Origin of the sequence: Microbacterium sp. Nx66 (assembly GCF_904066215.1) — a bacterium.
In the GTDB taxonomy this organism is placed as follows: domain Bacteria; phylum Actinomycetota; class Actinomycetes; order Actinomycetales; family Microbacteriaceae; genus Microbacterium; species Microbacterium meiriae.
The window spans coordinates 1,774,785-1,801,004 of the sequence record NZ_LR880474.1 but is presented as its reverse complement, the minus strand read 5'-3'; the positions used below and the strand labels follow the sequence as shown (position 1 = coordinate 1,801,004).

At 70.5% G+C, this 26,220-nt stretch carries 24 protein-coding genes; 23 read left to right on the top strand and 1 reads right to left on the bottom strand.

Features of this window, described 5'->3' with window-relative positions; genetic code table 11:
* Positions 1-69 precede the first annotated feature (69 nt).
* The 11 genes from rpsD to aroQ all read left to right on the top strand — a co-directional run bounded on the left by rpsD (position 70) and on the right by aroQ (position 10,415).
* Positions 70-699, top strand: coding sequence for a 30S ribosomal protein S4 (gene rpsD, locus MICNX66_RS08520; RefSeq protein WP_187661514.1), 630 nt, complete (start codon positions 70-72; stop codon positions 697-699).
* 110 nt (positions 700-809) lie between these two features.
* Positions 810-998 carry a hypothetical protein gene (locus MICNX66_RS08515; RefSeq protein WP_025103513.1) on the top strand — a complete coding sequence of 63 codons (189 nt, stop codon included), beginning with the start codon at positions 810-812 and terminating at the stop codon, positions 996-998.
* Positions 999-1,053: 55 nt separating this feature from the next.
* Positions 1,054-3,714 carry an alanine--tRNA ligase gene (gene alaS / locus MICNX66_RS08510; protein WP_187661513.1) on the top strand — a complete coding sequence of 887 codons (2,661 nt, stop codon included), beginning with the start codon at positions 1,054-1,056 and terminating at the stop codon, positions 3,712-3,714.
* Complete coding sequence (gene ruvX / locus MICNX66_RS08505; protein ID WP_187661512.1) at positions 3,711-4,184, top strand: Holliday junction resolvase RuvX; 474 nt, start codon at positions 3,711-3,713, stop codon at positions 4,182-4,184. The genes alaS and ruvX overlap by 4 nt, the downstream gene beginning before the upstream one ends.
* Before the next feature lie 2 nt (positions 4,185-4,186).
* Positions 4,187-5,752 carry an endolytic transglycosylase MltG gene (gene mltG, locus MICNX66_RS08500; RefSeq protein WP_187661511.1) on the top strand — a complete coding sequence of 522 codons (1,566 nt, stop codon included), beginning with the start codon at positions 4,187-4,189 and terminating at the stop codon, positions 5,750-5,752.
* A 5-nt stretch (positions 5,753-5,757) separates the two neighbouring features.
* On the top strand, positions 5,758-6,582 hold the full coding sequence (locus MICNX66_RS08495) for a shikimate dehydrogenase (RefSeq protein WP_232089022.1): 825 nt from the start codon (positions 5,758-5,760) through the stop codon (positions 6,580-6,582).
* 58 nt (positions 6,583-6,640) lie between these two features.
* On the top strand, positions 6,641-7,870 hold the full coding sequence (aroC, locus tag MICNX66_RS08490; protein ID WP_187661509.1) for a chorismate synthase: 1,230 nt from the start codon (positions 6,641-6,643) through the stop codon (positions 7,868-7,870).
* Positions 7,854-8,372: a shikimate kinase gene (locus tag MICNX66_RS08485; RefSeq protein WP_187661508.1), complete on the top strand. Its 519-nt coding sequence runs from the start codon at positions 7,854-7,856 to the stop codon at positions 8,370-8,372. Before aroC ends, MICNX66_RS08485 begins: the two co-directional genes overlap by 17 nt.
* A complete protein-coding gene (aroB, locus tag MICNX66_RS08480) occupies positions 8,369-9,457 on the top strand; it encodes a 3-dehydroquinate synthase (protein ID WP_101845666.1) in 1,089 nt (362 codons plus the stop codon). The genes MICNX66_RS08485 and aroB overlap by 4 nt, the downstream gene beginning before the upstream one ends.
* Positions 9,454-9,978, top strand: a complete 525-nt coding sequence (locus MICNX66_RS08475) for a GNAT family N-acetyltransferase (RefSeq protein WP_187661507.1) — start codon at positions 9,454-9,456, stop codon at positions 9,976-9,978. The genes aroB and MICNX66_RS08475 overlap by 4 nt, the downstream gene beginning before the upstream one ends.
* Positions 9,975-10,415 carry a type II 3-dehydroquinate dehydratase gene (gene aroQ, locus MICNX66_RS08470; protein WP_187661506.1) on the top strand — a complete coding sequence of 147 codons (441 nt, stop codon included), beginning with the start codon at positions 9,975-9,977 and terminating at the stop codon, positions 10,413-10,415. Before MICNX66_RS08475 ends, aroQ begins: the two co-directional genes overlap by 4 nt.
* A 10-nt stretch (positions 10,416-10,425) precedes the next feature.
* Here the strand turns inward: aroQ and MICNX66_RS08465 are convergent, their stop codons facing one another.
* Entirely contained in the window at positions 10,426-10,764 is a 339-nt protein-coding gene (locus MICNX66_RS08465; protein ID WP_187661505.1) for a hypothetical protein, read from the bottom strand.
* A gap of 176 nt (positions 10,765-10,940) precedes the next feature.
* On the opposite strand from MICNX66_RS08465, the gene efp reads away from it, so the two are divergent.
* From efp to gmk, 12 genes are all read left to right on the top strand, one after another.
* On the top strand, positions 10,941-11,501 hold the full coding sequence (efp, locus tag MICNX66_RS08460; protein WP_025103502.1) for an elongation factor P: 561 nt from the start codon (positions 10,941-10,943) through the stop codon (positions 11,499-11,501).
* A gap of 3 nt (positions 11,502-11,504) precedes the next feature.
* Positions 11,505-11,915: a transcription antitermination factor NusB gene (gene nusB, locus MICNX66_RS08455; RefSeq protein WP_101845674.1), complete on the top strand. Its 411-nt coding sequence runs from the start codon at positions 11,505-11,507 to the stop codon at positions 11,913-11,915.
* A gap of 43 nt (positions 11,916-11,958) precedes the next feature.
* A complete protein-coding gene (locus tag MICNX66_RS08450) occupies positions 11,959-14,919 on the top strand; it encodes a DEAD/DEAH box helicase (protein ID WP_187661504.1) in 2,961 nt (986 codons plus the stop codon).
* 80 nt (positions 14,920-14,999) lie between these two features.
* Positions 15,000-16,577: a Rieske 2Fe-2S domain-containing protein gene (locus MICNX66_RS08445; protein WP_025103499.1), complete on the top strand. Its 1,578-nt coding sequence runs from the start codon at positions 15,000-15,002 to the stop codon at positions 16,575-16,577.
* Between the two features lie 84 nt (positions 16,578-16,661).
* Positions 16,662-17,192: a bifunctional pyr operon transcriptional regulator/uracil phosphoribosyltransferase PyrR gene (pyrR, locus tag MICNX66_RS08440; RefSeq protein WP_071328635.1), complete on the top strand. Its 531-nt coding sequence runs from the start codon at positions 16,662-16,664 to the stop codon at positions 17,190-17,192.
* Entirely contained in the window at positions 17,189-18,154 is a 966-nt protein-coding gene (locus MICNX66_RS08435) for an aspartate carbamoyltransferase catalytic subunit (protein ID WP_062634500.1), read from the top strand. The genes pyrR and MICNX66_RS08435 overlap by 4 nt, the downstream gene beginning before the upstream one ends.
* Positions 18,151-19,455, top strand: coding sequence for a dihydroorotase (locus MICNX66_RS08430; RefSeq protein ID WP_187661503.1), 1,305 nt, complete (start codon positions 18,151-18,153; stop codon positions 19,453-19,455). The genes MICNX66_RS08435 and MICNX66_RS08430 overlap by 4 nt, the downstream gene beginning before the upstream one ends.
* Positions 19,452-19,964: a PH-like domain-containing protein gene (locus MICNX66_RS08425; RefSeq protein WP_187661502.1), complete on the top strand. Its 513-nt coding sequence runs from the start codon at positions 19,452-19,454 to the stop codon at positions 19,962-19,964. Before MICNX66_RS08430 ends, MICNX66_RS08425 begins: the two co-directional genes overlap by 4 nt.
* The gene (carA, locus tag MICNX66_RS08420; protein ID WP_187661501.1) at positions 19,961-21,163 is read left to right on the top strand and encodes a glutamine-hydrolyzing carbamoyl-phosphate synthase small subunit; all 1,203 of its coding nucleotides are present in this window, start codon (positions 19,961-19,963) and stop codon (positions 21,161-21,163) included. Before MICNX66_RS08425 ends, carA begins: the two co-directional genes overlap by 4 nt.
* A complete protein-coding gene (carB, locus tag MICNX66_RS08415) occupies positions 21,163-24,450 on the top strand; it encodes a carbamoyl-phosphate synthase large subunit (RefSeq protein ID WP_187661500.1) in 3,288 nt (1,095 codons plus the stop codon). The genes carA and carB overlap by 1 nt, the downstream gene beginning before the upstream one ends.
* A complete protein-coding gene (pyrF, locus tag MICNX66_RS08410; RefSeq protein WP_187661499.1) occupies positions 24,447-25,292 on the top strand; it encodes an orotidine-5'-phosphate decarboxylase in 846 nt (281 codons plus the stop codon). Before carB ends, pyrF begins: the two co-directional genes overlap by 4 nt.
* Positions 25,285-26,196, top strand: coding sequence for a guanylate kinase (gene gmk / locus MICNX66_RS08405; protein ID WP_187661498.1), 912 nt, complete (start codon positions 25,285-25,287; stop codon positions 26,194-26,196). The genes pyrF and gmk overlap by 8 nt, the downstream gene beginning before the upstream one ends.
* The last annotated feature ends 24 nt before the right edge of the window (positions 26,197-26,220 follow it).

Below are 26,220 nucleotides of genomic sequence, written 5' to 3'. Positions count from 1 at the left end.
CGAGGAAGAACGCGGTGATACGTCCGTCGGACGTGAAATCCACGTCCACGTCATCGGAAGGATAACTTCGTGGTCACGAAGTCCCAGGACCGCCGCAAGGTGCGTCTCAGCCGCGCCCTCGGCGTGGCACTCACCCCCAAGGCCGCCCGCTACCTCGAGAAGCGTCCCTACGCTCCGGGCGAGCACGGCCGCACCAAGCGCAAGGCCGACAGCGACTACGCCGTCCGTCTGCGTGAGAAGCAGCGTCTGCGCGAGCAGTACGGCATCCGCGAGAAGCAGCTGCGTATCGCGTTCAACGAGGCCCGTCGCCAGGACGGTCTGACCGGTGAGAACCTCGTCGAGCTCCTCGAGATGCGTCTCGACGCGCTCGTGGTCCGTTCGGGCTTCGCCCGCACCACGGCGCAGGCTCGCCAGCTCGTCGTGCACCGTCACATCCTCGTCGACGGCCAGCTCGTCGACCGCCCGTCGTTCCGTGTGAAGCCGGGTCAGCTCATCCACGTCAAGCCCAAGAGCGAGGGCCTCGAGCCCTTCCAGGTGGCAGCCGCCGGCGGTCACGCCGAGGTCCTGCCCGCCGTTCCGGGTTACCTCGAGGTCGAGCTCGACAAGCTCCAGGCCCGCCTGGTCCGTCGCCCGAAGCGCGCCGAGGTCCCCGTGACCTGTGAAGTGCAGCTCGTCGTCGAGTACTACGCGGCTCGCTGATCCAGCGGAAGAGCATCAGGCAGGAGGCGTCGGGGTTCCCGACGCCTCCTGTCGTTTCCGCCTACGATGGAGAGACCGCGCCTTCGCGGCTCTAGGGCAAGGATGACGACATGAAGAACGTGCTGTGGTTCCTGATCGGCGTGATCGGCGGCTTCGTCGCGGCTCACTTCATGAACAAGGACCCGCGGGGCCACGACATCCTGGCCGACGTCGACGCCCGCCTCAACGGCCTCGCCGCGATCCTCAGCGACGCGTATCGCGCGCAGGAGGCTCGGTTGACCGAGCCGGGCGAGAACTGACCCCCCGCATCTGCGCCTCGGCGCGCCCCCTCACGCAAGGACATCCGGCACTCCTATGAAAACTGCGGAAATCGCGCAGCGCTACCTCTCCTACTTCGAGAAGAACGACCACCTCATCGTCCCCTCGGCATCCCTGGTCAGCGACGACCCCTCGCTGCTGTTCACGGTCGCCGGCATGGTCCCGATGATCCCGTACCTCACGGGCGTGGTCCCGGCGCCGCATCCGCGCATCGCCGACCTGCAGAAGTGCATCCGGACCAACGACATCGAGGAGGTCGGGCGCACCGCGCGTCACGGCACGTTCTTCCAGATGCTCGGCAACTGGTCGTTCGGCGACTACTTCAAGGAAGGCGCGATCCGCTACGCCTGGGAGCTGCTCACGAGCTCGGAGGCCGACGGCGGCCTCGGCTTCGACGAGAAGGATCTCTGGGTCACCGTGTACGAGACCGACGACGAGGCCGAGGCGATCTGGCGCGACATCATCGGACTCAAGCCGGAGCGCATCCAGCGCCTCGGCCGCGCGGACAACTACTGGAACACCGGGCAGCCCGGTCCCGGTGGCCCTGACTCCGAGATCTTCTTCGACCGCGGCCCGGCCTACGGCAAGGACGGCGGCCCCGCTGTCGACGACTCGCGGTTCCTCGAGATCTGGAACCTCGTGTTCATGCAGGACTTCATCGAGAACATCCGCGGCAAGACCGAGTTCGACATCGTCGGCGAACTGCCGATGAAGAACATCGACACCGGCATGGGACTGGAGCGCGTCGCGTTCCTCAAGCAGGGCGTCGAGAACATGTACGAGACCGACCAGGTGCGTCCGGTGCTCGACCGCGCCGTCGAGCTCTCCGGCCGCCGCTATGGTGCGGTCCACGAGGATGACGTCCGCTTCCGGGTGATCGCGGATCACGTGCGCTCCTCGCTCATGCTCCTTTCCGATGGCGTGCGTCCGTCGAACGAGGGCCGCGGCTACATCCTGCGGCGCCTCATGCGCCGGACCGTGCGCGCCATGCGGCTCCTCGGTGTCGACGACCCCGCGTTCCCCGAGCTGTTCGCCGCCTCCCGCGACGCGATGAAGTCGGCGTACCCGGAGCTGGAGCGGGACTGGTCCGTGCTCTCCTCGGCGGCCTTCGCCGAGGAGGAGACCTTCCGGCGCACCCTGGCGCAGGGATCGACCATCCTCGACCTCGCGCTCGACGAGACGAAGAAGGGCGGCGGGAAGACCCTCAGCGGTTCCGAGGCGTTCCTGCTGCACGACACCTACGGCTTCCCGATCGACCTCACCCTGGAGGTCGCCGAAGAGGCCGGGCTGGACGTGGACCGTGCCGCGTTCGACTCCCTCATGCAGGAGCAGCGTCAGCGCGCGAAGGACGACGCCCGCAACCGCAAGCGCCAGCTCGCGGATGTCTCGGTGTACCGCGACCTGCGCGCGCTGGGCGAGACGGGCTTCGACGGCTACACGGCCCTCGAGGTGGAGTCCCGTGTGCTCGGCCTGCTCGTCGACGGCGCGCCGGTGCGCAGCGCCGCCGAGGGCCAGATCGCCGAGGTCGTGCTCGCCGAGACGACGCTGTACGCCGAGTCCGGCGGTCAGGTCGCCGACAAGGGCACCATCGTGGGCCCGGGCTACGAGCTCGAGGTGCTCGACGTCCAGCGTCCGGTCCCCGGGCTGATCAGCCACACGGTCGAAGTCTCCCGCGGCACGGTCGCGGTCGACGACATCGCGACGACGATCGTCGACGCCGCCAACCGCCGCGCCGCCCGCCAGGCGCATTCCGCCACCCACCTCGTGCATGCCGCCCTCCGCGACACGCTCGGCCCGACCGCCACGCAGTCGGGCTCGCTCAACCGCGCCGGCTACATGCGGTTCGACTTCGCCTGGTCGCAGGCACTGTCGACGGACACCCGCACGGAGATCGAGGAGATCACGAACCGCGCCGTGCAGGACGCCCTCGAGGTGACCACCCGCATCGTGACGCTCGACGAGGCCAAGGAAGCGGGCGCCATGGCACTCTTCGGCGAGAAGTACGGCGACGTCGTGCGGATGGTCGACATCGGCGGCCCGTGGTCGCGCGAGCTCTGCGCCGGCACGCACGTGTCGACCAGTGCGGAGATCGGTCTGGTCAGCGTGGTGGGGGAGTCGTCGGTCGGCGCCTCCAACCGCCGGATCGAGGCTCTCGTCGGCGCGGATGCGTTCCGGGAGCTCGCGGCAGAGCGCGCTCTCGTCTCGCAGCTCACCGCCTCTCTGAAGACCCCGCGTGAGCAGCTCCCCGAGCGGATCGCCGATCTCGCCGCGAGCCTCAAGGCCGCGGAGAAGCGCATCGCGCAGTTCGAGGCGAAGGAGCGGGCGGGGCGCATCCCCGCCATCGCCGAGGCCGCGACGCGCGTCGGGGACTTCCGCGTGGCGGCGCAGACGCTGGGCGATGTGGCCTCCGCGGACGATGTGCGCGAGCTCGTCAACGGCGTGCGCGACCGGCTGGGCTCCGACCCCGTGGTCGTCGCGCTCGGTGCGGTCGTCAACGGTCGCCCCGTCGTCGTCGTCGCCACGAACGAGGCCGCGCGCGGTGCCGGTGCGAAGGCGGGTGCGCTCGCGAAGCGCGCCGCCGGTGTGCTCGGCGGAGGCGGCGGCGGTCGGGACGACGTCGCCCAGGGTGGCGGTACCGACGCAGCGGCACTGCCCGCCGCGCTTGAGGCCGTCTCCCAGGGGCTGCGCGGCGCGTGAGCGGTTATCGTCGCGGGGTCCGGCTCGGCATCGACGTCGGCCGGGCCCGCGTGGGCGTGGCGCGGTCCGATCCGGACGGTATGCTGGCCGTCCCCGTCGAGACCGTACCCCGCGATGAGCACTCGCTGACGCGCATCGCGGAGCTGGCTGCGGAGTACGAGCCGCTGGAGATCGTGGTCGGACTTCCGGTGAACATGCAGGGCGCGGACACGCCGTCGACGGTCGATGCGCGGGAGTTCGCGGCCGCACTCCAGGGACGCAGCGGCGTGCCGGTCCGCCTCGTGGACGAGCGTCTGAGCACCGTCTCCGCGCATGCGGCGTTGCGGAGTTCTGGGCGATCACAGAAGAACTCTCGTAGCATTGTGGATCAGGTCGCCGCCGTGGTGCTGCTGCAGCAGGCGATCGACACGGAGAAGAGCACCGGAAACCCGGCCGGTGCCCCGGTCCCCGTTGACGAGGAGCCCGCCTGAACATGTCCGAACGCGAGAGCCGTGCGCCCGAGCACGAGCAGAGCACCCGGTTGGGGGATCTGTTCGAGAACCTCCCCGCTCCGTCCCCGCAGGTCCCGACCGCCGCGGATGACACGCCGGCACCCGGATCCCGCCGCGCGGCGAGGGAGGCCGCGGCCCGCGAGCAGGAGGCTCCGGCCGCCCGGGACGCGACGGCTGCGCCCGATGCCGACGTGCCGGCCCGCCCGGTCTCGGCGTCGGCGGCGAGCATCGCGAATGCGGCCGTGACCGACCACCGGCCGCAGGCGAATGCCGCAGACGCCGAACCGGTCGTGACCCGCGCGATGCCCGTCGCCGCGACGAGCGCGGACGAGGCCCCCGCCCCGGGCCCGCGCCGGTCGACCGGCACCGAAGACCCCGCACCGGCGCTGGGCGGAGGACTCGACGAGATCTTCGCCGCTCAGGACGACGGCCGCGATCACGGCGCTCCGACCAAGAAGAAGCGCCGCAAGGGCTGCCTCACCGCCCTGATCATCGTCCTGGTGATCCTCGGCGGCATCGCCGCCGGCGGCGTCTGGGTCGCGAACACCTTCGGCGACCGCATCGCCGACGCCATGGGGTGGGGCGAGCCGAAGGACTGGGAGCCCGGCCAGGCGACCGGTGAGGTACTCGTCACGATCAAGGAGGGCGATACCGGCGGCCCCGTGTCGACCGCGCTCTACGAGGCGGGCGTCACCAAGACCGAGGACGTCTTCTACGACTACCTCATCGACGAGAACATCGCGGTGACCTTCTATCCCGGCGTCTACCGTCTCCAGGAGAAGATGACCGCCGAGGACGCCCTCGCCGCTCTCCGCAACGAGGAGAACAAGTTGGAGAACTCGGCATCCGTCCCCGAGGGCGCCACCATCGAGTACTTCCTCCCGCAGGTGGCCGAGACGATGGGCATGCCACTCGAGGAGCTCCAAGCGGCTGTGAAGGACCCGTCGGTCTACGGAGTCGAAGCGGACAGCCTGGAGGGATGGCTCTTCCCGGCTGTCTACACGTTCGATCCGGAGACCACGGCAACGCAGGTCATCCAGCGGATGGTCGACCGGACACGCGAGTCGCTGGCAAAGGCCGGTGTTCCGTCCGGCGATGAGCAGCGCATCCTCACCATTGCCTCGATCATCCAGCGCGAAGGTCGCACAGACGACTTCCCCAAGGTCTCTCGCGTGATCGAGAACCGTCTCGCTCCTGGAAACAGCGAGACGAACGGGCTTCTGCAGATGGACTCGACGGCGCAGTACGGTGTCGGAGAGCTGCACGCCGGTGCCGCGGGTTCGTCTGAGAAGGCGCTCACGGACCCGAATCCGTGGAACACGTACATCCACCCGGGGCTGCCGAAGGGGCCGATCGCGACCGCGACCGATGCGGCGATCGACGCGGCGATGCACCCTGCCGACGGTCCTTGGTTCTACTTCGTCACGGTCAACCTCGATACGGGGGAGACGGTGTTCTCGGCGACGTACGCCGAGCAGCAGGAAGCCGAGAAGAGGCTGCACGCATGGTGCAAGGAGAACCCGGATTCCGGGTGCTACGCGGAGTGACGCGTGTGGCTGACGCGGTGAACCGGAGACGGCTGGCGGTCTGGGGCGACCCGATCGGGCACTCCCGTTCGCCGGAGCTGCACGCTGCGGCCTACGCGGTGCTCGGGCTGGACTGGGAGTACGGGCGCCGCCAGGTCGGCGCGGAGGGCTTCGCGGACGCGGTCGAGGCGCTCGACGACACCTGGCGCGGCCTGTCCCTGACGATGCCACTCAAGGAAGAGGCCTACCGATACGCCGCCAGCCGGGATGCCCACGCGGAGCTGACCGGCGCGGTCAACACGCTCCTGCTCTCGGAGACCCCGGCGGGATTCAACACCGACGTCGGCGGGATCGTCGATGCCCTCGGTGATGCCGGGATCCGCGAGATCGGAACGGCACGGATCCTGGGCGCCGGAGCGACGGCAGCCTCGGCCCTCGTCGCCCTCGCCGACCTCGGGGCGACGCGGATCGAGGTCGCCGCCCGTCGGCCGGAACGCGCCGCGGGGCTCGTCCGGATCGGGGAGCGACGCGGCGTCGTGGTCACCCCGCGATCGCTCGACGAGGCGGACGGCGCCGTCGACCTCACGGTGGCGACGCTGCCCTCCGGTACAACGTTGCCGCCGGAGAGTGCCGCCCGCCTGGCCGAGACCGGCGGCACGCTGTTCGACGCCGCCTACGCGCCCTGGCCGTCCACCCTGGCGGCGGCATGGGGCGCAGCGCCGGCGGTCTCCGGACTCGGAATGCTGCTGCATCAGGCGGTCCGGCAGATCCGGATCTTCCTGCACGGCGACCCGGTTTCGCCGCTGCCGGACGAGGACGCGGTCCTCGCCGCGATGCGCGCCACCCTCTGAGCGCCGCCCGACGAAACGCGGCACGGCGCGGGGGGAAACGCATGGGAGACTAGAGCACATGCTCCGCGTGCTCACGGCCGGCGAATCGCACGGCCCAGAACTCATCGCCGTCATGGAGGGTCTGCCCTCCGGCGTCCCGGTGTCGTCCGAGGCCATCCAGGCCGACCTCGCCCGCCGCAAGCTCGGCTATGGACGCGGCTCCCGGATGAAGTTCGAACAGGACGAGCTCACCATCTCCGGCGGTGTCCGGCACGGGAAGACGCTGGGCAGCCCCATCGCCCTGCGCATCGGCAACACCGAGTGGCCGAAGTGGATCGAGGTCATGAACCCGGAGCCCGTGGAGCTCACCGACCGCTCGCGCGGTCGTGGCGCGCCGCTGACCCGGCCGCGTCCGGGCCACGCTGATCTCGTGGGCATGCAGAAGTACGACTTCGACGAGGCCCGTCCGATCCTCGAGCGCGCGAGCGCCCGGGAGACCGCGGCCCGCGTGGCGCTCGGTGCCGTCGCCCGCTCCTTCCTCGGTGAGCTCGGCATCCGGCTCGTCAGCCACACGCTCTCCATCGGCCCGGTGCGCGTGCCGGATGGCGCGGCGCTGCCGACCCCGGACGACGTCGACGCGCTGGACGCCGACCCGCTGCGGTGCTTCGACCCCGCGACCTCGGCACTCATGGTCGCGGAGGTGGACGACGCCAAGAAGGACGGCGACACGCTCGGCGGCATCGTCGAGGTCCTCGCCTATGGCCTGCCCCCGGGCCTCGGGTCCCACGTGCATTGGGACCGTCGCCTGGACGCCCGATTGGCCCAGGCGCTCATGAGCATCCAGGCGATCAAGGGCGTGGAGGTCGGCGACGGCTTCGAGACCACACGTCGCCGGGGTTCGGCCGCCCATGACGAGCTCTTCGCCACCGCCGACGGCATCGCCCGCGGTACGGACCGCGCCGGCGGCACCGAGGGTGGCATGTCCACGGGGACCGTCCTGCGCGTGCGGGCGGGCATGAAGCCGATCGCGACCGTGCCGCACGCGCTGCGCACGATCGACATCGCGACCGGCGACCAGGCGACCGCGCACCACCAGCGTTCCGACGTCTGCGCCGTGCCCGCGGCGGGCGTCGTCGCGGAGGCCATGGTCGCCATCGAGCTGGCCCGCGCCGTGTTGGAGAAGTTCGGCGGCGACAGCATCCGTGAGACGCGCCGCAACCTGGAGGGATACCTCGACGGCATCCCCGCGGAGCTGCGCACGGCCCCCGCGTCCGAGGCGGCGCTCATCGCGCATGACGAACGAGGCTGAGCCGCTGACGCTGGTCCTCGTCGGACCGATGGCGGCAGGCAAGACCAGTGTCGGGCGACGGGTCGCGCGGCGTCTGGGGGTCGCCTTCATCGACACCGACAAGCGCATCGTCGCCGCGCACGGCCCGATCCCGGAGATCTTCGCCACGCACGGCGAGGCGCACTTCCGGGAGCTCGAGCGCACGGCGGTCCGTGAGGCTATCGCCGAGGGCGGCGTGATCTCCCTCGGCGGCGGCGCGGTCACTGACCCGGAGACGCGCGCGCTGCTGCGTGCGCACCCCGTGGTCTTCCTCACCGTGAGCGAGGCCGCGGTGGCCGATCGACTGCGCGGCGGGACGCGCCCGCTGCTGGCGGGCGAGGACCCGGTCGAGAAGTGGAAGCGCATCTTCGCGGAACGGCGAGGATGGTATGACGAGGTGGCGTCGACCACGTTCGACACCTCACGGCGTCCGATGCAGCGCATCGCGGACGAGATCGTGGCATGGAGGAGAGAACAGCGATGAGCACGACGACCATCAGCGTCACCGGGAACGACGCCTACGACATCACGATCGGACGGGGGATCCTCGACCAGGTGTCGGCGGCTCTCGCGCCGGGCGTCCGCAAGATCCTCGTCGTGCACCCGCCGACTCTCGCGGCCCGCGCCGCCGAACTCCGCGACCGACTCCTCGCCGACACCGCCGATGGCCCGCGGGAAGTGCTGCTCGCCGAGATCCCGGATGCCGAGCAGGGCAAGCGCATCGAGGTGGCCGCGTTCTGCTGGCAGGTCATGGGTCAGGCGGACTTCACGCGCACGGACGCCGTCGTCGGCTACGGCGGGGGAGCGGTGACCGACCTCGCCGGCTTCGTCGCGGCGACCTGGCTGCGCGGAATCCAGATCGTCCAGGTGCCCACCACGGTGCTCGGCCTCGTGGACGCCGCCGTGGGCGGAAAGACCGGCGTCAACACCGCGGAGGGCAAGAACCTCGTGGGCGCCTTCTGGGCGCCGCGCGCGGTGATCGGCGACCTCGACGAACTGGGCAGCCTGAGTCCGAACGAGGCCACCGCGGGGTTCGCGGAGGTCGTCAAGGCCGGCTTCATCTGGGCACCGGAGATCCTCGACATCATCGAGGCCGATCCCGCCCGCGCGGTCGACACCACGACGGAGGAGTTCCGGCGGTCCGTCGAACTCGCGATCGACATGAAGGCGCAGGTCGTCTCGGATGACTTCCGCGAGGCCGGACAGCGCGAGATCCTGAACTACGGCCACACCCTCGGCCACGCGATCGAGCATGCCGAGCGGTATCGCTGGCGGCACGGGGCGGCCATCTCGATCGGCATGCTGTATGCCGCGGAGCTGTCCCGGCTGGCGGGGCGCCTCTCGGACGCCGCGGCGGAGCGCCACCGCACGATCCTCGAGTCGCTGGGCCTGCCCACCTCGTACCGTGCCGGAGCCTGGCCGCAGCTGCTCGCCACGATGCAGCGCGACAAGAAGAGCCGCGGCGGCATGCTCCGCTTCATCCTGCTGGACGACATCGCCAAGCCCACCGTGCTCCAGGCGCCGGACGAGTCGCTGCTCTTCGCCGCGTATCAGGAGATCGGCGCATGAGCATCGCCGTCCGGCGCATCACGCCGGAGGACTGGCGGGAGGTGAAGGCGCTGCGGCTGCAGGCCCTCGCCGACCCCGCCGCGCCGATGGCCTTCCTCGACACCGTCGAGCACGCCGCCGCACAGCCCGACCGCTTCTGGCAGGAGCGCGCGGCGAACGCCTCGGGTGACGCGGCCGCGGCGCAGTTCGTCGCGATCGCCGACGACGGCACCTGGACCGGGACGATCACGCTGCTCCCGCATCGCGAGCAGCATGACGCCGGCCTGGTCGTGGGGGTCTACGTGGCGGATGCGCACCGCGGTGCGGGCGTCATCGATGCGCTCCTCGACGCCGCGGCCGCCTGGGCACGTGATCGTGGGCTGCGTGCGCTCGTGCTCGAGGTGCACGTGGACAACTCCCGGGCGCAGGCCGTCTACCGTCGAGCCGGCTTCGTCCCTACCGGCGAGATCGAGACCTCGGGTTTCGGTCGGGAGTGGGTCATGCGCCGCGAACTGGCCGACACGGGGAGCGTGCCCGCATGACCGCTCCGCGTCGGCTGCTGCTCGTCAACGGCCCCAACCTGAACCTCCTCGGCACTCGCGAACCCGAGGTGTACGGCACGGCGACCCTCGCCGACGTCGAGCGGATCACCGCCCAGGCCGCCGCGGCGTTCGGGTTCGAGGTACGGGCGCTGCAGAGCAACCACGAGGGCGTGCTCATCGACGCGATCCACGACGCGCGGGCGGACTGCGCGGGCATCGTCATCAACCCGGGCGGCCTCACCCATACGTCGGTGGCCCTGCGCGACGCGCTCACCGGCGTCGCGTTGCCCTTCGCCGAGGTGCACATCTCCGACGTGTACGCCCGCGAGGAGTTCCGTCACCACTCGTACCTGCACGACGTCGCCGCGGTCCGTGTCGTCGGACACGGCGTCGACGGCTACCCGGAGGCCGTGCGGGAGCTCGTCGCGCACCTCTGACCAGGCGGGATCAGGGTAGGCCGACGAGCAGGACGCAGACGGTGATGCCCACGAGCGTCAGCAGAGCCATGGCGAGGAAGCAGCCGGCGAGCGCACGGAGCCGAGGACGCACAGGCGCCACGGTGAGGCGGATGACCACCATCGCCACCAGGCCCAGCACCAGGACGATCGCCGTGATGAGGCCGACCGTTCCCGCCGCCCCGCCGCTGCGGACGATCCCGATCAGGGGCACGAGGCTGACCGCGGTGAAGATCGCGGCGACGATGAGCCACACCGCCCCGGACGACGTCCGCAGTGCCGGCTGATTCGCCATCCTGGTCGGGTCGCGGTCGCGGTCGTTCTCACTCATGTCGATTCCTCCTGTCCCGCTCCAGGCTGCCGGGGGCGGTCGTCGTCGTCACGGGGCTTCCCCTCGCACCCAGGAGCGTCTATCGTGCCCACGCGGCGGCTGGCGCCGGGCATCCCGTAGAATCGACTGTCGGCCGACCCCGGCCCCCACGGACTCAGGAACGGAACTCCTCGCACATGGCATCCACCGCAGACATCAAGAACGGCGTCGTCCTCAGCATCGACGGGCAGCTCTGGAGCGTCATCGAGTTCCAGCACGTCAAGCCCGGCAAGGGCGGCGCGTTCGTCCGCACGAAGCTGAAGAACGTCGTCTCGGGCAAGACCGTGGACCGCACGTACAACGCCGGTGCGAAGATCGACATCGAGAACGTCGACCGTCGCGACTACACCTACCTCTACACCGACGGTGACGGGTTCGTGTTCATGGACCAGACCGACTTCGACCAGATCACGCTGCCGGCCGCCACGGTCGGCGACGCGAAGAACTTCCTGCTCGAGAACCAGCAGGTCACCATCGCCCTCAACAACGGCAACCCCCTCTACATCGACCTCCCGGCGTCGGTCATCCTCGAGGTGACCTACACCGAGCCCGGCCTGCAGGGCGACCGCTCGTCCGCCGGCACCAAGCCCGCGACGCTCGAGACCGGCTACGAGATCCAGGTCCCGCTGTTCCTGGAGACCGGCACCAAGGTCAAGGTCGACACCCGCACGGGCGAGTACCTCGGCCGCGAGAAGTAAGGCGTGAGCGCCCGCACGAAGGCGCGCAAGCGCGCGCTCGACATCCTGTTCTCCGCCGACGTCCGCGGCGACGACGTCGCGGTGGCCCTCGCCGCCGAGGCGAAGCGTGCCGCGAACGAGCCCGCGCGCGAGGCGTCGTGGCTGTACGCCCGCGAGATCGTCGACGGCATCATCGACCAGCGCGACGAGATCGATGAGCAGATCACGACGCACAGCCGTGACTGGAAGCTCGAGCGGATGCCCGCCGTCGACCGCGCCCTGCTGCGCATCGGCGCGTGGGAGATCCTCTACAACGACGAGGTGCCGACCGCGGTCGCGATCGACGAGGCGGTGGAGCTCGCGAAGGAGTTCTCCACCGATGAGTCGGGCGCGTTCGTGCACGGCGTGCTCGCCCGCGTCGCCCGCTCGGCCTGAGCGCCGCAGCGGCGGTGTCGGCGATGGCGGGCAGGATCATCCCATGATCCGCCCGCCCGTCTCCGCCTCGGGTGCCCCGGGAGACGGGGCGCGGGACTGGCGCGCGCTGTTCGAGGGCGGCGCCGCTCCGGCGGCGACGACCCCGCTGGCCCTCGGGTTCGAGCTGCGCGTCCGCGACGCCCGAGGAGCGAATCCGTGGGCGTCCCGGCCGCAGCGCACCGCGACTCCGCGTGATGTCGCGAAGGCGACCGGAGAGATCCTCCTCGGCATCCGTCCGCTGGAGCGGAGCGCGGCGACGGGGTCCTGGGTGCTCGGCTCCGCCACCTGGGACGCGGTCCGCCGCGCGCCGGACCAGTACGGTCGGGAGCAGTCGCGGTGGTTCGCCGATCTGCTGAGCATCGCGCGCGACGCGCTGCTCTCCGGCACGGCGGGGGACTGGCTCGTCGCCGACCTGATCGAGTCGCGGCTCCTCTGGGGGCATCTGCGGTCGGCGACCGACCTTGGCATCCCGCTCGTGGCGGCCCAGCGGTCGACGACGCTCGTCCTCGCTGACAGCGCAGAACTGGCGGCGACCGTGTCCCGTGACGACGACGGCGGCCTCGTCGTCCGTCCGGTCGTGACCCTGGACGGGCGCGAGACGCTGCCGGGCAGCATCCGCGCCCTCGGGCGCTCCGGCGTGTACGAGGTCGCGCAGAGCGGGTCGCGCCTGCAGGTGACGCTCGCGGAGCTTCCGCTCGCGGGGCCCGCGCCGTCGCTGCTCCGGGCCGGGATGCTCGTCGTCCCCGCAGCGGAGGAGGCGGCCTTCCTCCAGGACGCCTATCCGCTCCTCGCGCGTCGCCTCTCCGTCCGCGCGGTCGGCCGCGTCTCGCTGCCGGACCTCCCGCCGCCCCGTGCCGTGCTGCGGGTGGCGTTCCGTCGCGGCGACACCGTGGAGTACGCCGTCGAGTGGGACTATCGCGGCTTCGGGCGGGTGCCGTTCACGCCGGGTCCGGAGGCCGTGCGCGATCCGGAGGCCGAGGCCGGGGTGACGGAGCGGATCCGGAACGTCTGGCAGGAGCACGGTGTCGCGTTCGCCCCCGCGGGCGCGTTCCACGACGTGGAAGCCGCGGAGTTCATGACCCGCGTCGTCCCCGCCGTGGAGGCGGAGGGCGTCGAGGTGGAGGTGTCGGGCCGCCGCAAGACGTATCGCGAGCTCGCCGGGGAGCCGGAGATCACGGTCTCGACCGTGGAGAGCACCGACCCGGACTGGTTCGACCTCGGCGTCATCGTCCGCATCGACGGTCGGAGCATCCCGTTCGAGCCGCTCTTCACCGCCCTGAGCGCGGGGAGACGGAAGCTCCTGCTCGTCGACGGCAGCTACTTCTCCCTGAACCACCCGGCGCTCGACCGTCTGCGTGACCTGCTCGACGAGGCCGGAGACCTCGACGAGTGGGAGACGGGCCCACGGATCAGTCGTCATCAGACGGATCTGTGGGAGGAGTTCGAGGATCTGGCGGACGAAGCCCTTCCCGCGGTGAGCTGGCGCGCCACGGCCGAGGGACTGCGCAGCGCCACTGCGGTGCCGTCGGTGCCGATCCCGCCGGGGCTCACCGCACACCTTCGGCCGTACCAGAAGGAGGGCCTCGACTGGCTCGCGTTCCTCTGGACGCACCGCCTCGGCGGCATCCTCGCCGATGACATGGGGCTCGGGAAGACCGTCCAGTTGCTCGCGCTCATCCTGCATGCCAGGGCGGCGGGGGAGGAGCGCCCCTTCCTCGTCGTGGTCCCGACGTCCGTGCTGGCCACGTGGCGCACCGAAGCCGCGCGATTCGCTCCCGGCCTCCGCGTGGTCACCCGGGACTCCACGGCCGGACCGTCGGCGAGTGTCGCGGCTCGCGAGGCCGACGTCGTGCTGACGACCTACGCCGTCGCCCGGCTCGATGAAGAGGGGTTCGCAGGCGTCACCTGGGCCGGATTGTTCCTCGACGAGGCCCAGTTCGTGAAGAATCCGGCGACGAAGCTGCACCGTGCCGTCGCCCGCTTCCCAGCCGACGTCACCATCGCGGTCACGGGCACGCCGCTGGAGAACAGCCTGGAGGAGCTCTGGGCGCTGCTGAAGCTCACGGCGCCCGGCCTGTTCGCCTCGGCGCGGAAGTTCCGCGAGCACTACATCCAGCCGATCGAGCAGGGGAAGGTCCCGGAGAACGCGGAGGGCGGACCCTACCGGCAGCGCCGCCTCGCGCAGCTTCGACGGCGCATCCGTCCCCTCGTGCTCCGCCGCACCAAGGAGCTCGTCGCCCCCGATCTTCCGCCGAAGCAGGAGCAGGTGCTGGAGGTCGAGCTGAGCGCGGGGCATCGCGAGCTCTACGAGACGGTGCTGCAACGCGAGCGGCAGAAGGTGCTCGGCCTGCTGGAGGATCTCGATCGGAACCGCTTCATCGTGTTCCGGTCGCTGACTCTGCTGCGCATGCTGAGCCTCGCTCCGGCGCTGATCGACCCGGCCGATGCGCGCCTCGGCTCCCGCAAGCTCGACGAGCTCCTGGAACGGATCGTCGAGCTGCAGGCGGAGGGGCACCGCGCGCTCGTGTTCAGCCAGTTCACGTCCTTCCTCGACATGGCGGCCGCGCGTCTGGACGCCGCCGGCATCCCGTACGCGCACCTCGACGGCTCGACGCGGCATCGCGAGCGGGTGGTCACGGACTTCGCGGAGGGGGAGCAGCCCGTCTTCCTCATCAGCCTGAAGGCCGGCGGATTCGGACTCACCCTGACCGAGGCCGACTACGTCTTCCTCCTCGACCCGTGGTGGAACCCCGCCGCCGAGGCGCAGGCCGTCGACCGCACGCACCGCATCGGCCAGCGCAGCCAGGTGTTCGTGTACCGCATGATCGCGACCGGCACGATCGAGGAGAAGGTCCTCGCGCTGCAACGCCGCAAGGCGCGGCTGTTCACGGCCGTGCTCGACGACGACGCGCTCTTCGCCCAGGCGCTCACCGCCGACGACATCCGCGGTCTCTTCGACGACTAGACCGTTTTCCCCGGCCCGTCCCGCCGGCTGCTCAGGGAGCCGTCGGTACAATCGAACGGTTCATCTTCGAGAGGAATGCAATGCGGATCACGGGACTCGGCCACGCCGGCATGTTCATCGAGACGGTGGGCGGCAACATCATCTGCGACCCGGTGCTCGGCCCGTCCTTCTTCGGGTCCTGGTTCCCGTTCCCGGACAACCGCGCGCTCGACTGGGAGCGGTACGGACGGGAAGCCGACTTCCTCTACATCTCGCACCGGCACCGCGACCACTTCGACCCGGCGCTGCTGGAGCGGTACATCCGCAAGGACATCGAGGTGCTCCTCCCGGAGTACCCGATCGACGACCTGGAGCAGGACATCCGGGCGCTCGGCTACACGAACATCACCTACGCGCCCGCCGGTGAGATCATCGAGCGCGGGGCGCTCAAGATGATGATCACCCCGCTGCGCGCTCCGAGCGACGGCCCGATCGGCGATTCGTCGCTCAGCGTGGACGACGGCACGGGGTCGATGCTGAACCAGAACGACTCGCACCCGCTCGATCTCGACAAGCTGCTGCACTTCGGGAAGCCCGACGCCTACTTCACCCAGGTCTCCGGAGCGATCTGGTGGCCCATGGTCTACGACCTGCCGCTGGACGCCAAGCAGAACTTCGCCCGTCTCAAGCGCGAGGCGCAGAACAAGCGGGCGATGTACTACATCGAGAAGGTCGACGCGCCGCACGTCTTCCCGATGGCGGGGCCGCCCATGTTCCTCCGCGACGACCTCTTCGACTTCAACGGGATGGGCCGCAACGGCGAGTCCATCTTCACGGACCAGAAGCAGTTCATCGCGCACATGAAGGAGCTGGCGCCGAAGTACGACGGGCAGCTCTTCGTCCCCGGCACGCTCGTCACGATCGACGGCGGTGCGGTGACCACCGAGCAGACGCTCTACACCGAGGCCGAGCTCGCCCACATCTTCGACGAGAAGTGGGAGTACCTGGAGGAGCAGCGCGCGACCCGCCAGCAGGAGATCCGCGACGAGGAGGCGTCTCGCGCCGAGATCATCCCGCCCGACGAGATGCTGGCGGCGATCAAGGAGTGGTGGGAGCCGCTGCTGAAGAAGTCGCGCACCATCCGCCTCGGTGTCGGCGGGCACGTCCGCTTCCGGATCGGGGAGCTGGACATGGTGGTCGACTTCCCGCGCGCCAAGGTCCGCGAGTACGCGGGCGAGGAGTGCGTGTACTGGTACACGATCCCGGCCGACCTCGTGTCGACGAACATCCGCGACCACGAGATCGACTGGTCGAACTCGATCTTCCTGTCGATGCAGTTCTCGGTCGGGCGCAGCGGCAAGTTCAACGAGTTCCTCACCACCTTCCTCAAGTGCCTCTCGGTCGACCGGATCGAGTACGTCGAGAACTGGTACCAGGAGCAGACCGACCAGACCGAGGATGCGGAGATCGGCGACTGGGTCGTCCAGCGCCGCTGCCCGCACCTTCGTGCCGACCTCACCAAGACGGGGAAGGTCGACGAGGACGGCATCCTGACGTGCAGCATGCACGACTGGAAGTGGGACCTGAAGACCGGGCGCTGCCTCTCCACGAGCGGCCACCCGATCCGGTCGTCCAAGATCGACGATGTGACGGATCCCGTGCTCCGCGAGGCGAGCTGACCGGGCGGACCATCGCGGGTCCGATAGACTGGGCGCACTAGCAACCTTTAACACCGTCCTGTGAGGCGGAGAAGGGAGCGGCTGATGAGTGTGCGCACTGTGCTGCACCAAGCCGACATCTCACGAGCGCTGACCCGGATCGCGCACGAGATCCTCGAGTCCAATCGCGGGGCCGACGACCTCGTCCTGCTGGGTATCCCGACCCGCGGCGTCACGCTGGGTCACCGGCTCGCCGCCCTGATCAGCGAGATCGCCCAGGTCTCCGTCCCGGTCGGCTCCCTCGACGTGACGCTGTTCCGCGACGACCTCGCCAAGCACCCGACGCGGTCGCCGCAGCCGACGGAGATCCCCCCGGGCGGCATCGACGGGAAGACGGTCGTCCTCGTCGACGACGTCCTGTTCTCCGGCCGGAGCATCCGCGCCGCGCTCGACGCCCTGCAGTCGATCGGCCGTCCCGCCGTCGTGCGGCTCGCGATCCTCATCGACCGCGGACACCGGGAGCTTCCCATCCGCCCGGACTTCGTGGGCAAGAACATCCCCTCCGCGCGCACCGAGCGCGTCAACGTGCGTCTGTTCGAGAACGACGGCGCCGAGGAGGTGACGATCGGCGAATGAGGCACCTCCTCGACACCCGCACGCTCGACAGAGCCACCGCCCTGCGCATCCTCGACGTCGCCGAGGACATGGCTGACACGCAGTCCCGCGAGGTCAAGAAGCTCCCCACGCTCCGTGGCAAGACGGTCGTGAACCTCTTCTTCGAGGACTCCACGCGCACCCGTATCTCCTTCGAGGCCGCGGCGAAGCGTTTGTCCGCCGACGTCATCAACTTCGCCGCGAAGGGCTCCAGCGTCTCGAAGGGCGAGAGCCTGAAGGACACCGCGCAGACGCTCGAGGCCATTGGCGCCGACGCGGTCGTCGTGCGTCACCCCGGCTCCGGCGCCCCGCAGACCCTGGCCACGAGTGGCTGGATCTCCGCCGGGGTCGTGAACGCCGGCGACGGGACGCACGAGCATCCCACCCAGGCACTTCTCGACGCCTTCACCATCCGCAAGCGCCGGTTCGGAGCGGACAGCCGCGGACGCGATCTGTCCGGTCTCCGAGTGACGATCGTCGGCGACGTGCTGCACTCGCGGGTGGCGCGCTCCAACGTCTGGCTGCTCACGACGCTCGGCGCCGAGGTCACGCTCGTCTCGCCGCCGACCCTGGTTCCGCAGAACGTGTCCCTGTGGCCGGTCCGCGTGGTCTACGACCTGGACGAAGCCCTCGCGGAGGGGCCGGACGCCGTGATGATGCTGCGCATCCAGCTCGAGCGGATGAACGCGGCGTATTTCCCGACTGAGCGGGAGTATTCGCGGAGGTGGGGCCTGGACGCACGGCGCGTGGCGGCGCTGCCGGGCGGTAGCATTGTCCTGCACCCCGGACCCATGAACCGGGGACTGGAGATCTCCTCCGAAGCTGCCGATTCCCCCCGTTCGACGGTGCTGGAACAGGTGTCGAACGGGGTCTCCGTGCGCATGGCGGTGCTGTACCTGCTGCTGGCAGGGGAACGAGACGACGAACGAGGGGGAGACCTGTGAGCGAGACCCTCGTCATCACCGGTGCACAGCTGCTCGGCGCGACGAGCGCCGACATCATCATCGAGGACGGCGTGATCGCCCAGGTTGGGACGGGGCTCACCCGCACCGGCGCGCGCGTGATCGACGCCGCGGGCCTGGTCGCGCTGCCGGGTCTCGTCGATCTGCACACCCATCTGCGCGAACCCGGGTTCGAGGCCTCCGAGACGATCCTCACCGGCACCAGAGCGGCCGCCGCCGGCGGGTTCACCGCCGTGTTCGCGATGCCGAACACCTCCCCGGTCGCCGACACGGCGGGCGTGGTCGAGCAGGAGCTCGCCCTCGGCGAGGCGGCCGGCTACGCGACCGTGCAGCCGATCGGCGCCGTCACCGTGGGCCAGAAGGGCGAGCGCCTCGCGGAACTCGGCGCCATGGCCACCTCGCGTGCCCAGGTGCGGGTCTTCAGCGACGACGGCTTCTGCGTCTGGGACCCGCTGATCATGCGCCGGGCTCTGGAGTACGTGAAGTCCTTCGACGGCGTCATCGCCCAGCATGCGCAGGACCCGCGGCTCACCGAGGGCGCCCAGATGAACGAGGGCACCGTCTCGGCCGAGCTCGGGCTGGCCGGGTGGCCGGCGGTCGCCGAGGAATCGATCATCGCCCGTGACGTGCTCCTCGCCGAGCACGTCGGCTCGCGGCTGCACGTGTGTCATCTCTCGACGGCCGGCTCGGTCGACATCATCCGCTGGGCCAAGAAGCGAGGCGTCGACGTCACGGCGGAGGTCACGCCGCACCACCTACTGCTCACCGACGAACTCGTCCGCGGCTACGACGCGCGGTTCAAGGTCAACCCGCCGCTGCGCCGCGAGGAGGACGTCCTCGCGGTCCGGGAGGGTCTCGCCGACGGCACGATCGACATCGTCGCGACCGACCACGCACCGCACCCCAGCGAGCACAAGGCGTGCGAGTGGCAGGCCGCCGCGAACGGCATGGTCGGTCTGGAGAGCGCCCTGCGCGTCGTGCACCAGTCGATGGTGCAGACCGGTCTGCTCGGCTGGGCCGACGTCGCCCGCGTCATGAGCTCGACGCCCGCCCGCATCGGCCGGCTCTCCGGCCACGGCACGCCGCTCGCAGCCGGGCAGCCCGCGCACATCACGCTGTACGACCCCGCGGTCGACGGTGTGTTCACCGCCGCGGACCTGCACGGGCGCAGCGTGAACTCGCCCTACCTGGGCCGCGCCCTGCCCGGGCGCGTGGAGTACACGGTGCACGGCGGCGTCCTCACGGTCGACGGCGGCACCGTCGTCGAGGAGCTCGGCGCATGAGCGCACGGGACCTCGCGGTCGCGATCATCATCGCCGTCGCGCTGCTCATCCTGCTGTCGATGCTGTTCGCCTGGCGACGACGAGTGCGGCGCGATGCCGCGTACACGGCCCCGCTCGGGGTGCCGGAGCACGCGGAGGTGACGCGCCGCGACGAGGTGCTCTACGTGTCCACCACTCGGCACGAGCAGCCCCTCGAACGGCTCGCGATCACCCCGCTGGCGTTCCGTGCACGCGGCGAGCTGGCCGTGACCGACCGCGGCATCGCGCTGGCCCTGGACGGTGCCCCCACCGTCTTCCTCGCCGCCGACCGCCTGGTCTCCGTCGACCGCGCGACCGTCACCATCGATCGCGTCGTGGAGCCCGGCGGGCTCGTGCGCATCGCGTGGCACGTCGACGACGCGACCGTCGTCGACAGCTATGTGCGCCTCACCGGCGGCGACCTCCCGACCCTCATCTCCGACCTGCAGCGGCTCATCCCCGCCGCCCCTGACACAGGAGCCACGTCATGACCCTCTCGACTTCCTCCCCGCAGGCCTCCGCGGCCCGCCTCCCCGATCCCGCCGTCCTCGTGCTCGAGGACGGCACCCGACACCGCGGACGCGCCTACGGCGCGCGCGGACGCACCCTCGGCGAGGTCGTGTTCGCCACCGGCATGTCGGGATACCAGGAGACCATCACCGACCCGTCCTACGCCGGACAGATCGTCCTGCAGACGGCCCCGCACATCGGCAACACCGGCATGAACGACGAGGACACCGAATCCCGCCGCATCTGGGTCGCCGGCTACATCGTGCGCGACCCCTCGCGCGTCGTCTCGAACTGGCGTGCGACCGCGTCCCTCGACGAGGTCCTCGTCGAGGACGGCATCGTCGGCATCAGTGGCATCGACACGCGTGCGGTCACCCGTCACATCCGCTCCGCCGGCTCCATGCGCGGCGGCATCTTCTCGGGTGCGGACGCGGAGCTCGACCCGGAGGAGCAGCTGCGCATCGTCCGCGAGGCTCCGGAGATGACCGGCCTCAACCTCTCTGCCCAGGTGTCCGTCGAGAACGCGACCGTGACCCCGGCGGTGGGGGAGCGCATCGGCAACCTCGCCGTGCTCGACCTGGGTGTGAAGCAGGCCACGATCGACAACCTCGCCGCCCGCGGCTTCGACGTGCACGTCCTCCCGCAGGACGTGAGCATCGACGAGATCCGGGCGATCGAGCCTGTCGCCGTCTTCTACTCGAACGGCCCCGGGGACCCCGCGGCGTCGGGCGACCACGTCGAACTGCTGCGCGCGGTCCTCGACGACGGGCTGCCCTTCTTCGGTATCTGCTTCGGCAACCAGCTCCTCGGCCGCGCCCTGGGTCTCGGCACGTACAAGCTGCCGTTCGGCCACCGCGGCATCAACCAGCCGGTGCTGGACAAGCAGACGGGCAAGGTGGAGATCACCGCGCACAACCACGGCTTCGCCGTCGAGGCGCCCCTGGAGGGCTCGTTCGACAGCCCGCACGGCTACGGCAAGGTCGAGGTCAGCCACGTCGGCCTCAACGACAACGTCGTGGAGGGCCTGCGCGCCCTCGACATCCCCGCCTTCTCGGTGCAGTACCACCCCGAGGCCGCGGCGGGACCGCACGACGCCAACTACCTCTTCGACCGCTTCCGCGACATGGTCATCGCGACCCTTCGACCCGCTCAGGGACCCACCCAGGGAGATGCAAAGTAATGCCCAAGCGCGACGACATCCACTCCGTCCTCGTCATCGGCTCCGGCCCGATCGTCATCGGCCAGGCCTGCGAGTTCGACTACTCCGGCACCCAGGCGTGCCGCGTCCTCCGCGAGGAGGGCGTCCGGGTCATCCTCGTCAACTCGAACCCGGCGACGATCATGACCGACCCCGACTTCGCCGACGCGACGTACATCGAGCCGATCACCCCCGCGGTGATCGAGACGATCATCGCGAAGGAGAAGCCCGACGCGATCCTGCCGACGCTCGGCGGTCAGACGGCGCTGAACGCCGCGATGGCGCTGCACGAGCAGGGCATCCTCGAGAAGTACGACGTCGAGCTCATCGGCGCGAAGGTGGACGCCATCAAGAAGGGCGAGGACCGTCAGGTCTTCAAGGAGCTCGTCCTCGAAGCGGGCGCGGACGTCGCCAAGAGCGTCATCGCGCACACCATGGACGACCTCCTCGCCGGTGCCGAGCAGCTCGGCTACCCGCTCGTGGTGCGCCCCTCCTTCACGATGGGTGGGCTGGGCTCCGGCTTCGCCTACGACGAGGAGGACCTGCGCCGTATCGGCGGTGCCGGCCTGCGCGACTCGCCGACGACCGAGGTGCTCCTGGAGGAGTCGATCCTCGGCTGGAAGGAGTACGAGCTCGAGCTCATGCGCGACACCGCCGACAACACGGTCGTCGTCTGCTCCATCGAGAACGTCGACCCGGTCGGCGTGCACACGGGCGACTCGATCACCGTGGCCCCGGCGCTGACCCTCACCGACCGCGAGTACCAGAAGCTCCGCGACATCGGCATCGACATCATCCGTGCGGTGGGCGTGGACACGGGTGGCTGCAACATCCAGTTCGCGGTCAACCCGGAGAACGGGCGCATCATCGTCATCGAGATGAACCCGCGCGTGTCCCGGTCGAGCGCCCTGGCGTCGAAGGCCACCGGCTTCCCGATCGCCAAGCTCGCGGCCAAGCTCGCCCTCGGGTACCGCCTCGACGAGATCCCGAACGACATCACCGGCGTGACCCCGGCGAGCTTCGAGCCGACGCTCGACTACGTCGTCGTCAAGGTCCCGCGGTTCGCGTTCGAGAAGTTCCCGGCCGCCGACGCCACGCTCACCACGACCATGAAGTCGGTCGGCGAGGCGATGGCGATCGGCCGCAACTACGCCACCGCACTGCAGAAGGCGCTGCGGTCGCTCGAGAAGCGGGGCTCCAGCTTCCACTGGGGCGAGGAGTCGCGCAGCGTCGAGGAACTGCTCGAGATCGCGAAGACGCCGACCGACGGCCGGATCGTCACCCTGCAGCAGGCGCTGCGCAAGGGCGCGACCATCGAGCAGGCGTTCGAGGCCACGGCCATCGACCCCTGGTTCCTCGACCAGATCGTCCTCATCAACGAGGTCGCCGAGGTCGTGCGCACCGCCGGCGAGCTGGACGACGCGACGCTGCGCTACGCCAAGGAGCACGGCTTCTCCGACGCGCAGATCGCCCAGCTCCGCGGCGAGAGCGAGGCCGAGATCCGCGGCGTGCGCCACGGCCTGGGAATCCGCCCCGTCTACAAGACGGTCGACACCTGCGCGGGGGAGTTCCCCGCGCTGACGCCGTACCACTACTCGAGCTACGACGCCGAGACCGAGGTCGCGCCGTCGGACCGCACCAAGGTCGTCATCATCGGCTCCGGCCCGAACCGCATCGGTCAGGGCGTCGAGTTCGACTACTCCTGCGTGCACGCCTCGTTCGCGCTGTCGGACGCGGGCTTCGAGACCGTGATGATCAACTGCAACCCGGAGACCGTGTCGACCGACTACGACACGTCCGACCGGCTGTACTTCGAGCCGCTGACGCTCGAGGACGTCCTGGAGGTCCTGGACGCGGAGGCGGCGAGCGGCACCATCCTCGGCGTCGTCTGCCAGCTCGGTGGCCAGACCCCGCTCGGGCTCGCGAAGGGCATCGAGGCGGCCGGCTACACGGTCCTGGGGACGAGCCCGGAGGCCATCGACCTGGCCGAGGAGCGCGAGCTGTTCTCGCGACTGCTCGACGAGGCCGGGCTGCTGGCGCCGCGCAACGGCACGGCGATCGACGTGGAGGGCGCGGTGCGCATCGCCGAGGAGATCGGCTACCCCGTGCTCGTGCGCCCGAGCTTCGTGCTCGGCGGTCGCGGCATGGAGATCGTCTACGGCACCGATGCGCTGCGCGACTACTTCGTGCGGACGGCCGGCGAGGTCGTGATCGAGGAGGGCAAGCCGCTCCTGGTCGACCGGTTCCTCGACGACGCGATCGAGCTCGATGTGGACGCCCTGTACGACGGCACCGACCTCTTCATCGGCGGCGTCATGGAGCACCTGGAGGAAGCCGGCATCCACTCCGGCGACTCGAGCTGCACGCTGCCGCCGGTCTCGCTCGGTCGCAGCGACGTGGACCGCGTCCGCGAGGCCACCCTCGCCATCGCACAGGGCGTCGGCGTGCGTGGTCTGCTGAACGTGCAGTTCGCGATCAGCGCCGGCGTGCTCTACGTCATCGAGGCGAATCCCCGGGCGAGCCGCACGGTACCGTTCGTCTCGAAGGCGCTGGGCATCCCGATGGCGAAGGCCGCCAGCCGCATCATGGCCGGCTCGACGATCGCCGAGCTCCGCGCCGAGGGGATGCTGCCCGAACAGGACGGCTCGCGCGTCCCGCTGGACGCCCCGGTCTCGGTCAAGGAGGCCGTGCTGCCCTTCAAGCGGTTCCGCACCGCCGACGGCAAGACCGTCGACTCGGTCCTCGGCCCGGAGATGCGCTCGACCGGCGAGGTCATGGGCATCGACCGGGACTTCCCGACCGCGTTCGCGAAGTCCCAGGCCGCGGCCTACGGCGGCATGCCGACGTCGGGAACCGTGTTCATCTCGGTCGCCGACTCCGACAAGCGTGCGGTGATCCTCCCGGCGCACCGCCTCCAGCAGCTCGGCTTCACGATCGTGGCGACCGAGGGCACGGCGGAGATCCTGTCGCGCAACGGCATCGCCGTCACGGTGGTCGAGAAGTACAGCGAGACGCAGGAGTCCGGAGCCCGGAACATCGTCGACCTCATCAACGACGGGGAGATCGACATCGTCGTGAACACCCCGTCGGGTGGTGCCGCTCGCGCGGACGGCTACGAGATCCGCGCCGCCGCGGTGGCCGCGGACAAGGCGCTCTTCACGACCATCGCCGTGCTCGGTGCGGCGGTGAGCGGGATGGACGCGGCGCACGAGGGCTTCCAGGTCAAGAGCCTGCAGGAGTACGCGCAGGACCGGATGGCCGCGGTATGACGGAACGCTTCGGCGAGCGGGCCCGTGTCGCCCTGGAGGCGCACGGCCCGCTCTGTGTCGGCATCGACCCCCACGCCGCTCTGCTGGCGGCGTGGGGGCTGACCGCCGATGCTGCGGGAGTCCGGGAGTTCGGGCTCCGTACCGTCGAGGCGGCCGCCGGTCGCGCCGGTCTCGTGAAGCCGCAGGTGTCGTTCTTCGAGCGGTACGGCGCGGCCGGGTTCGCCGCCCTCGAGGAGGTGCTGGCGGCCGCGCGCGCGGCCGGACTGCTGGTGATCGCCGACGCCAAGCGCGGCGACATCGGGTCGACGATGGCGGATTACGCCCAGGCCTGGCTCCCCGCGGGCGCGCCGCTGGAGGCGGACGCCCTGACGGTGAACCCGTACCTCGGCGTCGGTGCGCTGGAGGGTGCGTTCGCCCTCGCGGAGGAGCACGGCAAGGGGCTCTTCGTCCTCGCCGCGACCAGCAACCCGGAGGCGACCGTGCTGCAGCGGGCGAGGACCGCGGACGGCGAGACCGTATCCGCGGCCGTGGTCGCCGAGGTGTCGCGCCGGAACGCCACCACGACGCCCGAGGGGGAGTGGGGCAGCTTCGGCTTCGTCATCGGCGCCACAGTGGACGCGGTGGAAGCGGGGCTGACTCCGTTCGCGCCCGTCGCCCCGATCCTCGCCCCCGGCTTCGGCGCACAGGGCGCCACTCCCGTGGATCTCGTCCGCCGCTTCGGCTCCCAGGCCGGCTCGGTGATCGCGAGCGAGAGCCGCAGCCTCCTCTCCGCGGGCCCGGCGGCCCTCGCCGAGACGATCGCCGACCGTGCCGCCCAGTATCGAGAGGTCAGCCGTGGCTGAGGAACGCCGCACCGTCCCCGAGGTCGACAGGGCCGCCGCCGCACGTCGAGCGGTCGAGCGACGACGCGCCAGGGCCTCGCTCAAGCGCGACCTCACCATGCGCGTCGTCACCCCGCAGGCCGTGCTGCATCGCGCGACGGAGGACCCCGACTCGGTCGAGGGCTCCATGCGCATCACCGACTTCCTCCTCGCCCTCCCCGCGATCGGCGCGGGCAAGCGCGACCGGGTGCTGGAGCAGCTCCACATCTCGCCGGTCAAGCGCCTCGGCGGACTCGGCGCCCGTCAACGCCGAGTGCTGGAGGAGTGGCTCGACGAGCGCTTCCCCGTTCCGACCCCCCGTGGGACACGCAGCCGGCTCCTCGTCCTCGCCGGCCCCACGGCGGTGGGCAAGGGGACCGTCGCCGCGCACATCCGCGAGAACAACCCGGAGATCCACCTGTCCGTCTCGGCGACCACCCGGCCGCCGCGCCCGGGCGAGATCGACGGTGTGCACTACTACTTCGTGGACGACGCCGAGTTCGACCGCCTGGTCGCCGACGGCGAGCTGCTGGAGTATGCGGTGGTCCACAACCGCTCGCGCTACGGCACCCCGCGCGCCCCGATCGACGCCGCACTGGCGGAGGGGAAGACCGTCCTGCTGGAGATCGACCTGCAGGGCGCGCGCCAGGTGCGCGATGCGGAGCCGTCCGCGACGCTGATCTTCCTCCTGCCGCCGAGCTGGGACGAGCTGGTGCACAGGCTGGTCGGCCGCGGCACCGAGGACGCCGAGGAACGGGCCCGGCGGCTGCGCACCGCGAAGGTCGAGCTGGCGGCGCAGAACGAGTTCGACCACCTCATCGTGAACGAGGACGTCGCCACCGCCGCCCGCGAGGTCGTAGACTTGTCTACAAGCTCTGCGCGCTGACCTGATTCCAGGGTCGAGCACCAC